This is a genomic window from Coleofasciculus chthonoplastes PCC 7420 (genome assembly GCF_000155555.1).
Lineage (GTDB): Bacteria > Cyanobacteriota > Cyanobacteriia > Cyanobacteriales > Coleofasciculaceae > Coleofasciculus > Coleofasciculus chthonoplastes_A.
Window position 1 is genome coordinate 53,719 of the sequence record NZ_DS989850.1, and the last position, 12,931, is coordinate 66,649.

13 protein-coding genes are annotated in these 12,931 nt (G+C 47.1%); 6 read left to right on the forward strand and 7 right to left on the reverse strand.

What is annotated here, in order from left to right; genetic code table 11:
• Nucleotides 1-75: 75 nt before the first annotated feature.
• From MC7420_RS14920 to MC7420_RS14940, 5 genes are all read right to left on the reverse strand, one after another.
• Nucleotides 76-744 carry an HAS-barrel domain-containing protein gene (locus MC7420_RS14920; RefSeq protein WP_044207418.1) on the reverse strand — a complete coding sequence of 223 codons (669 nt, stop codon included), beginning with the start codon at nucleotides 742-744 and terminating at the stop codon, nucleotides 76-78.
• A 219-nt stretch (nucleotides 745-963) separates the two neighbouring features.
• A complete protein-coding gene (locus MC7420_RS14925) occupies nucleotides 964-1,149 on the reverse strand; it encodes an NAD(P)H dehydrogenase subunit NdhS (RefSeq protein ID WP_006101398.1) in 186 nt (61 codons plus the stop codon).
• Between the two features lie 200 nt (nucleotides 1,150-1,349).
• On the reverse strand, nucleotides 1,350-2,609 hold the full coding sequence (gene rodA, locus MC7420_RS14930) for a rod shape-determining protein RodA (protein ID WP_006101481.1): 1,260 nt from the start codon (nucleotides 2,607-2,609) through the stop codon (nucleotides 1,350-1,352).
• 201 nt (nucleotides 2,610-2,810) lie between these two features.
• Nucleotides 2,811-3,878: an Mrp/NBP35 family ATP-binding protein gene (locus tag MC7420_RS14935; RefSeq protein WP_006101590.1), complete on the reverse strand. Its 1,068-nt coding sequence runs from the start codon at nucleotides 3,876-3,878 to the stop codon at nucleotides 2,811-2,813.
• A gap of 322 nt (nucleotides 3,879-4,200) precedes the next feature.
• The gene (locus tag MC7420_RS14940; RefSeq protein ID WP_006101428.1) at nucleotides 4,201-4,683 is read right to left on the reverse strand and encodes a hypothetical protein; all 483 of its coding nucleotides are present in this window, start codon (nucleotides 4,681-4,683) and stop codon (nucleotides 4,201-4,203) included.
• A gap of 194 nt (nucleotides 4,684-4,877) precedes the next feature.
• On the opposite strand from MC7420_RS14940, the gene MC7420_RS14945 reads away from it, so the two are divergent.
• The 4 genes from MC7420_RS14945 to MC7420_RS14960 all read left to right on the forward strand — a co-directional run bounded on the left by MC7420_RS14945 (nucleotide 4,878) and on the right by MC7420_RS14960 (nucleotide 9,635).
• Complete coding sequence (locus MC7420_RS14945; protein WP_006101357.1) at nucleotides 4,878-6,170, forward strand: RNA-guided endonuclease InsQ/TnpB family protein; 1,293 nt, start codon at nucleotides 4,878-4,880, stop codon at nucleotides 6,168-6,170.
• Between the two features lie 142 nt (nucleotides 6,171-6,312).
• Nucleotides 6,313-7,533, forward strand: a complete 1,221-nt coding sequence (locus MC7420_RS14950) for an RNA-guided endonuclease InsQ/TnpB family protein (protein WP_044207529.1) — start codon at nucleotides 6,313-6,315, stop codon at nucleotides 7,531-7,533.
• Nucleotides 7,534-7,826: 293 nt separating this feature from the next.
• Nucleotides 7,827-8,855, forward strand: coding sequence for an oxygen-dependent coproporphyrinogen oxidase (gene hemF, locus MC7420_RS14955; protein WP_006101430.1), 1,029 nt, complete (start codon nucleotides 7,827-7,829; stop codon nucleotides 8,853-8,855).
• Nucleotides 8,856-9,266: 411 nt separating this feature from the next.
• Nucleotides 9,267-9,635, forward strand: a complete 369-nt coding sequence (locus MC7420_RS14960) for an STAS domain-containing protein (protein WP_006101536.1) — start codon at nucleotides 9,267-9,269, stop codon at nucleotides 9,633-9,635.
• Nucleotides 9,636-9,728: 93 nt separating this feature from the next.
• On the opposite strand, the gene MC7420_RS38150 is transcribed toward MC7420_RS14960, so the two are convergent.
• Nucleotides 9,729-10,241, reverse strand: coding sequence for a chromophore lyase CpcT/CpeT (locus tag MC7420_RS38150; protein WP_083799032.1), 513 nt, complete (start codon nucleotides 10,239-10,241; stop codon nucleotides 9,729-9,731).
• A 475-nt stretch (nucleotides 10,242-10,716) separates the two neighbouring features.
• Between MC7420_RS38150 and psb29 the strand changes: the two genes are divergently transcribed.
• Nucleotides 10,717-11,442 (forward strand): photosystem II biogenesis protein Psp29, encoded by a 726-nt coding sequence (psb29, locus tag MC7420_RS14970; RefSeq protein WP_044207421.1) that lies wholly within the window; start codon nucleotides 10,717-10,719, stop codon nucleotides 11,440-11,442.
• A gap of 72 nt (nucleotides 11,443-11,514) precedes the next feature.
• Here psb29 and trxA read toward each other — a convergent pair whose 3' ends face one another.
• A complete protein-coding gene (gene trxA / locus MC7420_RS14975; protein ID WP_006101457.1) occupies nucleotides 11,515-11,832 on the reverse strand; it encodes a thioredoxin in 318 nt (105 codons plus the stop codon).
• 89 nt (nucleotides 11,833-11,921) lie between these two features.
• Between trxA and fabG the strand changes: the two genes are divergently transcribed.
• Complete coding sequence (gene fabG, locus MC7420_RS14980) at nucleotides 11,922-12,683, forward strand: 3-oxoacyl-[acyl-carrier-protein] reductase (RefSeq protein WP_006101550.1); 762 nt, start codon at nucleotides 11,922-11,924, stop codon at nucleotides 12,681-12,683.
• The last annotated feature ends 248 nt before the right edge of the window (nucleotides 12,684-12,931 follow it).

Genomic DNA, 12,931 nt, shown 5'->3' on the forward strand with positions numbered 1-12,931 from the left:
GCTTAAGTTGACACGGATGACCGACGTGCGCCCCTACAATGCTAATCCACCATTTTAGCTGTGCCACGCCACTACTTACCAATGCAGTTGACTCAAAATATACCGCAAACGGTCATAATCATCCTTAAGTAAAACACTTAAGGTTCGCCCTGCTTGAACTAACCAGTCGCGATCGCCCTTACGGATTTGATAGATTTCTCGGATCGCTGCCGCCGTTAACGCTTCCACTGGCGCTCCAGTGACTAAGAGAAGGGTGCGTAAAAAATCCAATTGTTCACTAAAGTAAATAATCTCGTCTGGTTGACATTGATAGACAGCTTGATGAATTTGCGGCGGACGAGGAGGCAAATATTGATAGGCTCGTCCTCTAGGGGGTTGGTCACCATTATGTCCCTCACCAGGCGGTATAAACCCAACAATCGCCGCCCGAAACTCCGTTTTCAGCATGGCAAAAATTTGCGGTTGTTGCTCTCGCAATTCTGCCAGTGACAATCCTAAAGCGACAGCCCGGTGAACTGAATCAATTGGGCTAGTTGTGGCATGGTAAACAACTGCCATAACCTGATTTCCCGATTTTTCATCAACGGATTTGACCCAACTGCCAAAAGGTGGCATGACAGGAAAACTCAAATCTTCTGGCTCTAGGCATTGTGCCAAAAATTCTGTAGTTGCTGTTTCTATGACTTCCGCAATGTGATTATCAGGGCGTTCTCCAGCCGTAAACTGGGGTAAAGGAAGACGCATAGTTTAGTCCTTTGTCATTCGTCATTTGTCATTTGTTACAAAATCTGCTGCTGTATTGGCTATTTTTTTATAGATAGATTTAATGAAACGTGAACAGACAAGAAGATTAAACAGGAAACAGAGATAATAAAAACCGTCTTTTTCCCGTGTTTAAAATAATCTATTCTGGTTCACGAATCATTTTGTTCGCTATAACTGGTCACAGGTTACAAGTCCTGTTTATTTTTTGCCTTTAGGGTTCACTTCTTCGAGTTCCGATAAATTGAACGTGACAATTTTATCCCAGTTGCCGCCTTCAAACAGCACACCTGCTTTTCCATCACCGATACGCTGGACTATCCCTTCAAATTTGTAGTAAGTGTCATCGCCGTTGATAACGCGCACAATTGAGCCAGGAAGAATCATCAATTTTTACCCCTAAATCTCTATCTCTTCAGCTTACTATAATGTGCTAGCTGATAGGTTAGCTAATTTGTCCTCAAACCTTACGCAGCTAAACCCTATATATTAGTCAAGGTGCGTTACGCTACGCTAACACACCCTACATATAGAGCATTTGCCAAAGTCCTATCCTTACATAAGGACAAATGACCAATGACCCATGACTAAAACTTCAATCGGTGTCGGTGATTGGCAACCGATTCCACTAATCCAATGGCTAAAAAATTTGCCAGTAATGCCGATCGCCCATAACTTAACAACGGTAGTGGAATCCCGGTAATCGGGGCTAAACCAATATTCATGCCGATGTTGATCACCGTTTGAAACACAATCATCGATAGGACACCAATTGCCAATAGTGAGCCAAAGTTATCCTTAGCATTTTGGGCAATAATCACTAACCGTAAACACAATAGCCAAAAAGTAAATAGGACAAGCAAACAACCAATAAATCCGAGTTCTTCACCAATGGCAGAAAAGATAAAGTCGGTGTGCTGTTCCGGAATAAAGTGGAGTTGGGTTTGCGTCCCCTGATGCAGTCCTCTTCCCGTGAGTTGACCTGCGCCAATGGCAATTCGAGACTGAATCAAGTGATATCCTCCGCCTAAGGGATCTTTATCCGGATCTAAAAAAAGAAGCAATCGGTCTTTTTGATAATCTTGAAGCAATCCCCACAACAAGTTTCCTAATCCCCCCGAAATCACATTGGCAACCAATGCTCCAATCCCACCAAAGAAAGACCACGGTAAAGTCCGCCAACCAATCAGCATCATCGCTCCTACCCAGACAAACCATCCCGGCAAAAATACATTGAACATGATCGCGGAAACGATGGGAGACACGAATAAAATTAACCATCCGGGATTAGCATTGCCCCAATAGAGCATTCCCATCGTAATCGCACCAAACACCAATGAGGTTCCCAAGTTTGGCTCTAAAAATACAAATAGCCAGGGAACTGCCGCAATAGCTAAGACGCGAAATACTGCATTTAATGTTGAAGCCGGTTGCCAGTGGATAATCGCGGCGAGGGTGATAATCAAGCCAATTTTGGCAAATTCCGACGGTTGAACGTGAAAACCTAGGATATTCAGCCACCGTTGTGCGCCATTTGCCGTCGTCCCCATAATCATCACCGCAAACAAGGCGATATTCGTCACCCCATAAACCATCCAATGCCATTGGAGTAAGATTTCGTAACGCGATCGCGCGATAAGTAGACACAGCGTTAAACCAATACCCCCAATGATCCAGTGCCACCACCAATCGGTTAGCCCCTCATTCATTTCGGCGCTGCGAATCATTACCCCACCGAGGAAGGTGAGACTTATGGTAACAAATAATAGCTGCCAGTCTAGTTCCTGCCATCGGCTCAGGAACATAAGCCAGCGCATTTGGGTACGGGACAATGACTTTTGGAACATAATCGTTGGGGAATGCGATTGACGTTTTTAGCAATTAGCGCTCTGAAGATGCCCTGTTCAGGAATTTTTCCAAACTATTTTGGATAATCCCTGATCAAATCCTAGGCTAGTTGAAAATAAGGATGGATAGGGAATAAGGAATTATAGTTTAACCCTATAATTCCTTTTTCCCCGTCTTCTCCTAGGGTTTCTAATCAGCATTCAATGGCGGCTTAGGGCAGCAACAGACACTTTTGCCGCAATCGCCTTGGCGATCGCGATCAGCGCTTGAGCTGATGCCGACTCCGGTTCAGCCACAACAATGGGTAAGCCGCGATCGCCCCCTTGCCGCAGGTTAATTTCTAGGGGAATACATCCCAGTAAGGGTATCCCTAATTCCTGAGCAGTTTTTTCGCCGCCTCCTGATCCAAACAGATCATACTGGCGATCGGGCAGATCCGGTGGAATAAAATAACTCATGTTTTCAACAATGCCCAATACCGGAACCCCCAATTGCTGGAACATCTTCAAGCCGCGCCGGGAGTCCAAGAGCGCTACATTTTGAGGCGTTGTCACAATAATCGCCCCAGCCATAGGTACAGCTTGGGCTAAGGTCAACTGAGCATCTCCGGTTCCCGGTGGCATATCCACAATCAGATAATCCAATTCTCCCCAATTCACCTGGTACAGAAACTGGCGAATAATACCATTTAACATCGGTCCGCGCCAAATCACTGGCTGATCGGGATCAATCAGAAATGCCATCGACACCAATTTAATGCCATGGTTAAAAGCGGGTTCAAGTACCTCTCCTTGAGGACCCTGTTGCACCATCACCTTGGCATCCGCTAATCCCAGCATCGCGGCGGTATTAGGTCCATAAATATCAGCATCAATCAGACCCACTTTCGCCCCTGTCTGGGCGAGGGCAACTGCCACATTCACCGCCACGGTACTTTTGCCCACACCGCCCTTCCCACTGGAAATCGCGACTAGATTTTTCACGCCATCAATCCCTTGGCGATCGGGTAACGATTGCTGCTGCGGTGTCTCTGCTGTCACATCCACCACAACCTCTTCCACATCCGGAAGCTGCTTCACCGCCTTTTGGCAATCCTCCACAATAAACTCTCGCAACGGACAGGCTGGTGTGGTTAACACCAGTGTAAAGCTAACCGTCCCGCCGTCGATTTTCACGTTGCGGATCATATTCAATTCCACCAAACTCTTTTGGAGTTCAGGGTCTTGCACGGGGCGTAGTACGTCTAAAACTGAATGGGTATCAACCATAATCAGGACAAATTCCTAGGGTGACAATGTGCCGGGACAAATATCTTCATTAATCTTAATAGGTTACGGCTGATTGCTCATTCGTTATTTATCATTTGTCAGGGAACAGGGAACAGGGAACAGGGAACAGGCAATAGGCAATAGGCAATAGGCAATAGGCAATAGGCAACACCTCGACTTCGCTCGGTGTGTCTTATGCAATAGGGTAATGGGTTATAGAAATTTTGTCTCCCATCTTCCCCAACTTCCCCAGCTCCCCCAGCTTCCCCAGCTCCCCCAGCTCCCCCAGCTTCCCCAGCTTCCCCAGCTCCCTCAGCTTGCTCTAAACAACCACGCCCTGTTCTGCCGCTTGAGCTAATTCAGCCGCGACACGGGCAGCATAGGGGCGAATAAACCACCATAGTAAGGGAGATAGCCATCCCCGCATTGTCACCGAAAAGGAGACATACGTTCCGCACAAGCCTGACTCCACCCGATATGTCACTCGATTTTCCACCCCCGGAATTGCCAGCATCCGGACGCTAATTAATTCACCCGGTAATACCCGTTCGACAAACACTCGCACCGGAATCGGAATCAAGCGTGTCACTACCTGGTAAATCAAGCCAGGTTTCGGGATTAAGCCTATCGGTGCATTCGTACTACAGAGCAAAGGATTCCAGGAGACATCTGCCAAATTGATTAATTTTTGCCAAAGAACGTCCACCGGAGCATTACTGAGGGCGCGATAAGTCCGAAAGAGGGAAAATTTGCACCAAAGCCCCTCTTGACCTGCGATTAGCTTAAAGGAAAAATTTAGGATCACAACACGCCTCCTATCGCGACGCTTCAGCATTGTTTATCTTAGCAGGGGTTTGGGGAGTCGTAAGACCCACGCTGTAACATAAGATTCAGCGCTCTCGAACACGACTCCCCAAGGTCAATTTAGGTGACTCAATGTTACTCTAAATTGACATTTAAAGCTACACAGTTGACTGGTAAATGCTTTATAATAGGAGTATGCTGACATTTAACTATCGTTACCGAATCTATCCAGATGCCGCTCAAGAACAACGATTGATTGAGTGGATGGAAATTTGCCGCCGTGCTTACAACTATGCACTGGGGGAGATAAAGGATTGGTGCAATAGTCGCAAATGTTTGATTGATAGATGTTCCCGGGTGCATGAGTACATCATCCCAGCAGAAACCCCATTTCCCGGTGAAGTGAGGCAGCTTAACAATTTGCCGAAAGCTAAGAAGGAATTCCCCAAGTTAAAGGAAGTTCCCTCTCAAGTCCTTCAGCAGACAATAAAGCAACTGCATAAAGGTTGGGACTACTTCAAATCTCGCGGGTTTGGCTTTCCTAGGTTTAAGAAGGTTGGGCAGTTTAAGTCGTTGCTATTCCCTCAGTTCAAGGAGAATCCAGTAACGAACCTCCATGTCAAACTGCCAAAATTGGGGACAATCCCAATCAACCTGCACCGCCCTATTCCATCTGGCTTTACGGTTAAACAGGTGCGAATCTTATGTAAAGCTGATAAATGGTATGCATCAATCAACATCCAGTGTAATGTCAGTGTCCCTGATCCAAAACCTCATGGACACCCAATTGGGGTAGACATAGGGCTAGAGAAGTTTTTGGCGACCAGCGATGGAGTTGTTGTCAAGCCGCCTAAATTTCTTAAGAAGCTGCAAAGCAAGCTGAGATTGCTGCAACGCAGGCTGTCTAGGAAACAGAAGCGGTCAAAAAACCATGAGAAGCAACGACTCAAGGTAGCCAGACTTCACCACCACATTGACAACATCAGGAAAGACTTTCACTTCAAGCAAGCTCACGCCCTTTGCGACGCTGGCGATATGGTTTTCATGGAAGATTTAGACTATAGAGTTAGCGCCAAAGGGATGTTAGGTAAGCAGATGCTTGATGGGGGGTTTGGTCAATTCCGTACCATTACCCAATATGTGTGTTGGAAGCGTGGAAAGTTTTTTGGTGTTGTTGATGCCAGAGGCACTTCTCAGGAGTGTCCTGAATGTAAAGGTGAAGTCAAAAAAGACCTGAGTGTTCGGGTACATGATTGCCCTCACTGCGGTTACAAAACCGATAGGGATGTTGCCAGTGGTCAGGTAATCAGAAACCGAGGAATAGAGTTAATTGGTACCGCTGGGCTAGCGGAAAAGGAAACTGCCTGTGCAGTCGATCTACCGGGGGTTGGTGAAAACCAACCTAGGCAAGTGGCGCAATCCCCTGAGCTTCGACAGGCTCAGCTACCGCGTAGTCGAAGGGGAGTAACCAGGAAATCCTCAAAGTGATTTGGGGAAACCCACCCGAATCGCGAGGGGCTACCCCTTCAACGAAGTAAGGGGTAGGGGGATAGCGGAAAATGCGAGGGGTCAATCCCCGAAGTATTTTCAATCTCTCTCTTTCTATCCCATGAGGTGGTATAGTTTAGCCATGAAACAAGTTCTCACAATAGTTGTAAAGCTCCAACCCTCTCCTGAACAAGTTGCCTTCTTAGAGGCAACTCTTCAGGCGTTTGCGGACGCTTGTAACTACGTGAACGAAAACACAAACCCTAAGCTGACCAACAAAATTGCTATCCAGTCCTTAGTCTACCAAACCATCAAGAAAAAATTCAATCTGGTGGCAAACATGGCAGTTAGGGCTTGTGCGCGTGTAGCTGCCAACCGCAAGGTAGCCAAGCTAAAAGGCAAACCTGTTAAAAGATTTGCCCCAACCAGCATGGACTGTGACAAAGACTTGTTTCGGTTTCGCGAACAGGATTGGACGGTAAGCCTTGCAACTACTCACGGTAGAGAGCGAGTTGAATTAAAAGTCGGCAACTACCAAAGAGGAAAACTCAAAGGGAGAAACCCGACTTCTGCTCACATAAGCAAACACCGTGATGGTCACTTCTACTTGCACATCCAAATCAAAGACGATGCAAAAGACTCGCCAATTGCCGACAAGGTTCACGGTATTGACTTAGGGCGGCGCGACATCGCCGTTACATCAGAGGGCAAAAAGTGGGACGGTAAGCACATTCAGTCAGTGCGAGACAAGTTTTATAAAGTTAGGGCGTCTCTCCAGAAGAAAGCCTCGAAAGGCACGAGGACAACTCGGCGTAGATGTCGAGAAATCCTGAAACGGCTGTCGGGACGAGAGAGACGCTACCAGCAATGGCTCAATCACAACATCTCCAAATCAGTGGTCAGACGAGCAGTTGAGTATAGTGCCTCTATTGCTATAGAAGACCTTACGGGAATCAGGGAAAGAACCAACGAGCAACCCAGAAGCAAGACGGAACGTAGACGCTCAAATTCATGGGCATTCTACCAACTGCGAATGTTCATTGAGTACAAAGCGCTTGGGGCAGGTGTTCAAGTTATCCCAATCCCCCCTGCCTATACTTCCCAAATGTGTCACAATTGCCTACACATTCACCCGGTAAAAGGAAAGTCTTACCGTAGTGGCAAGACTTTCAAATGTGGGCATTGTGGTTGGCATGGAGATGCCGACTTTAATGGAGCCAATAATATTGCACTTGTGGGGCTGTCTATAAACCAGCCTGGAGGCACGGGGTTATCGTGCAAGCTAAGCCGAACTATTAAGTATGTTCAGCTTAGCTTGTTTGATGACTTCAGGGCTACTAAAAACCCAGACCTCAGCTCTTAGCAGGTCTGGGTAGTTTATACCATAATTTCCAATTTGGTGTGGGAGGATGTCACCTTAATTCGGCAAGACACGGTATTGCTACGCCATCGACCCTATTGGCGATCGCACCCAACGATTAAGTAGGGTCTGCTGAATAAGTTTGGCGGTGGGGGTAGGGAGCTGAGCTTTGTCCGACTACTTAGCAATTAGTTGGCATAGTTGACACCATAAACCTTTAAAATAGAGCCTGGAACCCTTAAAATGCCTAACCATAGCCTTCTGGTTTAGGTAATACTGTATTTACTATTGAAATTATGACCGCATCTCAGACACCGACCACAAATCCTAATCGTTCCTTACCTGCAACTGACTCTAGGGATAGAGTGAAGCAGTTCATGCAACAGATCCAAGACACTATTTGTGACTCCTTGGCAGAACTTGATGGTGCGGGTCAGTTCCAGGAAGATTCTTGGCAGCGGGAAGAAGGAGGCGGGGGTCGTTCTCGTGTAATCCGGGATGGTGCTGTCTTTGAACAGGGGGGTGTTAATTTTTCTGAAGTATGGGGGACTCAACTTCCGCCCTCGATTTTAACCCAACGTCCAGAAGCCGCAGGTCATGGCTTCTATGCCACGGGTACATCTATGGTGCTACATCCGCGCAGTCCTTATATTCCCACGGTTCACTTAAATTATCGTTACTTTGAGGCAGGACCTGTTTGGTGGTTTGGTGGAGGAGCCGATTTAACGCCATACTACCCCTTTGCCGAAGATGCGGCTCATTTCCATAAAACCCTAAAAACCGCTTGTGACAATCATCACTCCGAGTACTATCCCGTATTCAAGCGCTGGTGTGATGAATATTTCTATCTCAAACACCGTCAAGAAACACGAGGCGTTGGCGGACTGTTTTTTGACTATCAAGACGGAACCGGGGAATTGTATAAAGGTCCCCACCCAGAAAAAGCAGCAGCCATCTACAGCAAGGAACTGGGGGCGGTAGAACCCCGAACCTGGGAACAACTGTTTGCCTGGGTTCAGGAGTGCGGTCATTCGTTTTTGCCTGCTTATGTGCCAATTGTTGAGCGGCGGCGGGATATGAACTATGGCGATCGCGAACGCAATTTCCAGCTTTATCGCCGGGGTCGGTATGTCGAGTTTAACTTGGTGTATGACCGAGGAACGATCTTTGGCTTGCAAACGAACGGACGTACCGAATCGATTCTCATGTCTCTCCCTCCCTTAGTTCGTTGGGAATATGGCTACCAACCCGAACCGAATACACCAGAGGCTGAACTGTACGAAACGTTCCTCAAACCTCAAGATTGGACAAACTGGACTCATTGAGAGTCATCTTTACCAAAATTTGGCACAAAAATAGCGTCCACTTTGTCCTGACCTCACTTGGGAATATGTACAATACAGAAGAGATTGCTAACGCAAAAACCACCCTGGCAATCTTTCTAGGGTGAGTTACACCCGATGTTAAGCCTGTGGACTGGTTAAGTGCCATCACTGCTAGGATGAAGCAGGAACCGTAGGGGCTTGGTAACCAAGCCTGTACTCCCAAGGATGTCCAGTTTTGGGTAACTTTGGGTAAGTCTTTTGTAATGGATTAAGTAGCGTAGGTTGCCCGATTAAGTTACTTGTTGTTTCAACAATTCACCCAACGCCTAAGTAACGGAATTGATACCCAAACCCTGTATGGCTCCTCTTGTGATGTCAAGGGGAGCTACTGCTGCTCAAGGAGGTCTTTATATGATTCATATTGATCAAAAAACACACACGACCAAAGATGGTACAACAGTTATTGTTTTGGCACCAATTGGACGCCTGGACATTACCACAGCTTGGCAATTTCGCCTGAAATTACAAGAATGCATTTCCAAACTCAGCCGCCATGTGGTGGTTAATCTCAGTCAGGTTAACTTTATTGACAGTTCGGGTTTAACCTCTCTAGTCGCGGGTATGCGCGATGCGGACAAGGTTAAAGGTAGCTTTCGCATCTGTAATGTCCATCCCGAAGCCAAACTGGTGTTTGAAGTCACGATGATGGACTCCGTGTTTGAAATTTTTGAAACGGAGCAAGAAGCTTTGGAAGGTGTACCTCGGAGTATGGCAACCTGACGCAAGGGATTCATACCAAAGTGTAGGTCGTTCACTCACTCCCAAACAACCTGTACAGGAGAACAGTCCCCACCCAATCAGCTACTCAACCGATTAAATTGGCAGTTCCCCAGCGAAGTCTTGGCGTTTGGTAAATCGAAATGGACCGAGTAAGGCTCCCCAAGTGGCTTTTCCGGTACTAGGGTCGATGCCTTTATCGTAGCTGCGAAATTCATCGGCTGTTACTTCAAAGCCGAGAGAGACTTGGTAATTATTGCCCTGATAACTAAAGCGACAAGGGCGATCGCTGGCTGAAGTAGTGGTAAATTCATAATTATTCAAACCGATTTGCTGCATCTGCACGTTCAGACGACAATCGGGTAAGACTGTAATATCTTCGCGGGTAAGCTGCTGCAACAATTCGGGGTGACAACCTGCACCGCGAACGGCGTCTGGGTTTTTGATCTGATAATACTGTACCTGTAACCCCGTGGAGGATTGGTCACTTTGATACAGCCGCAGAATCCGTTGACGGTAGGGGCGATCGAGGTTAGTAATCGGTGCTTGTTCGGCAAAGAGGGTGAGGCTATCGTCGGTGACAGCTCCCGTCGCTAAATCAAAGATTATAGCGCGGGCTTCTCGTTGACTCCTGCTATTGCATAGGACATTTCACGAGCTTTGGCTTTACTTCCCCGTGCTGCCCCACCGGAGAAGGAGTAGAGAAAATTCTCGCTCTACCTGTGTTCCTTGAAAGTTTTACATACAAGAGGCTGGCGATGATTGCACAATTCCCTGTAAAACCCCATACTTTCAGTTGTCCCGGTTCAATTTGTAGGCGGCTTTCGCTCTTGGTTTGCTTAACCTACGTCCAAAATTTTACCAGGGTGACTGGCAATTCATCCCGTCCCCACATCAGAGATTATGGGGCGGGGCTTCTTGCCGGAACAGCTAAATTGAGTTAGATCAAGCCAAGAGACATTATACTAAGTGGGCTGGTGGAAATAAACTGGTAAGATGGAAGGAATGACTCGATTGAGACTCTATCCCCTAGGGTGAAACTCAAGCGAGACAATGGTAAAAAATATCCTTTATATTTTGCTCTGTGAGTAACGTTCGCACCGTCTCGGATACGAAACGAGATTTTTATAACTATCACACCCGTCCAATCAACTCGATTTACCGACGGGTGGTAGAAGAATTGATGGTCGAGATGCATTTGCTGGCGGTCAATGTGGATTTTAAGTATGATCCCATCTATGTTTTAGGTGTGGTCGCCTCCTTTAACCGCTTCATGCAAGGCTATCGACCGGAACGGGATAAAGAATCCATTTTTAACGCCCTTTGTCAGGCGGTGGGAGGTAATCCGCAACAGTATCAGGATGATGCTGAAAAACTGAAAGCCGCAGTCGGGCGTTTATCGGCGCAAGAACTGGTTGACTGGTTTGGTTCACCAACACCTTTAGAGGGTGCTGAGGATATTCATACAACGGTTGCCGCGATCGCAGATAATCCTAAGTTTAAATACTCTCGTCTGTTTGCCATTGGCTTGTATACCCTTCTGGAACAGGCAGAACCGGAGCTAGTTCAAGACGCGAAACAGTCGATGGAAATGCTCCAGCGAATCGGTCAAACTTTGCATCTTCCCCAAGAGAAACTACAGAAAGACTTGGAGTTGTATCGCAGCAACCTGGAAAAAATGGCTCAAGCCCAGATTGCCATTGAAGACGCGATCAAAGCCGATCGCAAAAAACGGGAACAACGGGAACAGGAAAAAAAGAAAGCCACGACTGGACCGAGTGATTCCCCAGAATCGACGACAGCATCCTGAAGTTGATCAAGGGATATTGATACCAAGTTCCGCCTGGGTAGAGACGTTCCGGCGGAACGTCTCTGTGGTTGTTCAAAGTAAAGGTTTTAGTCGTTCCATAAGCTGCTTGTCGGAGACAACCCCCTCAATCCGTTCCACTGCTTTGCCATCCTTAAAGAGTATCAGGGTGGGCAGGGCTTCAATATGATGCTCAGAGGCAATCTGGGGGTATTTGTCTGTATCAATTTTGACCACTTGTAGCTTACCCTTGAGCTGAAGACCAACTTGCTCGAGGGTTGGTGCGATCATCTGACATGGACCACACCAAGTCGCGTAAAAATCGACCAACACGGGTACATCCGATCCAGAGAGGAGTTCCTGAAAACTGGCAAACTGTTTTTTAACTGCCATAACAAAACATCACTGTTATTAGTTGTTTGGCTCGATTCTAGTGCAAAATGCTAAGAGCTGACTTCGGCGAATAGATAGAGGTATTGTTTATGGAAGCATCACAGACATCTGCCCAACTTAGCGATCGCGTGGCGATTATAACTGGGGCGTCGCGGGGAATTGGTCGCGCTGTGGCATTTGCATTAGCCGCAGAGGGGGCGAAGGTGGTGGTTAACTACGCCAGTTCCAGTGGGGCTGCTGATGAGGTTGTCGCCAAAATTACCGAAGCCGGGGGAGATGCGATCGCGCTTCAAGCAGATGTCTCGAAACTGGACGAGGTTGAGACTCTCGTCAAGGAGACGAAAGACAAATTTGGTCGCTTAGACGTACTGGTGAATAATGCTGGGATTACCCGCGACACCTTGCTGATGCGGATGAAACCCGACGATTGGCAGGCGGTAATTGACCTGAATCTGACGGGAGTCTTTTTCTGTACTCGGGCAGCCAGTAAAATTATGCTCAAGCAAAAATCGGGTCGGATTATTAATATTGCCTCTGTTGCGGGGCAAATGGGCAATCCCGGTCAGGCAAATTATAGCGCCGCCAAAGCGGGAGTGATTGGGTTTACTAAAACCGTGGCGAAGGAATTAGCGTCTCGTGGGATTACCGTGAATGCCGTGGCACCCGGATTTATTGAAACCGATATGACCAAAGATATTAAATCGGAGGATATTATCAAATATATTCCTCTAGGTCGCTATGGCAAGCCAGAGGAAATTGCGGGCATGGTGCGATTTTTAGCCGCTGATCCGGCTGCTGCTTATATTACCGGGCAGGTGTTCAACGTTGATGGCGGTATGGTGATGGCGTGAACAATGCTGTAGGTTCGTAGTTGCGCTGTCATCGCTATAAACGCTGATATCGCTGACTACAAACCGAGGGTTTGACTCACATCTTACTCAGTCTCAATAAGACGATTTTCTGTAGGGTGGGCAAGAGCTATAAAGAAAGGAAATGCTTATATTATCGTTGGTTGCTCTTACCCACCTCATGGTAACTAGGGATTTATTACCCGTGCTGCAAGACTCAATTTGAGCAATTTTATCCGGATCAGGTCAAC

Bases quoted from the DNA above. Each gene is read 5' to 3' on its own strand.
- MC7420_RS14920 (WP_044207418.1), bottom strand. From the start codon at position 744: ATGCGTCTTCCTTTACCCCAGTTTACGGCTGGAGAACGCCCTGATAAT.
- MC7420_RS14925 (WP_006101398.1), bottom strand. From the start codon at position 1,149: ATGATTCTTCCTGGCTCAATTGTGCGCGTTATCAACGGCGATGACACT.
- rodA (WP_006101481.1), bottom strand. From the start codon at position 2,609: ATGTTCCAAAAGTCATTGTCCCGTACCCAAATGCGCTGGCTTATGTTC.
- MC7420_RS14935 (WP_006101590.1), bottom strand. From the start codon at position 3,878: ATGGTTGATACCCATTCAGTTTTAGACGTACTACGCCCCGTGCAAGAC.
- MC7420_RS14945 (WP_006101357.1), top strand. From the start codon at position 4,878: ATGCTGACATTTAACTATCGTTACCGAATCTATCCAGATGCCGCTCAA.
- MC7420_RS14950 (WP_044207529.1), top strand. From the start codon at position 6,313: ATGAAACAAGTTCTCACAATAGTTGTAAAGCTCCAACCCTCTCCTGAA.
- hemF (WP_006101430.1), top strand. From the start codon at position 7,827: ATGACCGCATCTCAGACACCGACCACAAATCCTAATCGTTCCTTACCT.
- MC7420_RS14960 (WP_006101536.1), top strand. From the start codon at position 9,267: ATGATTCATATTGATCAAAAAACACACACGACCAAAGATGGTACAACA.
- trxA (WP_006101457.1), bottom strand. From the start codon at position 11,832: ATGGCAGTTAAAAAACAGTTTGCCAGTTTTCAGGAACTCCTCTCTGGA.
- fabG (WP_006101550.1), top strand. From the start codon at position 11,922: ATGGAAGCATCACAGACATCTGCCCAACTTAGCGATCGCGTGGCGATT.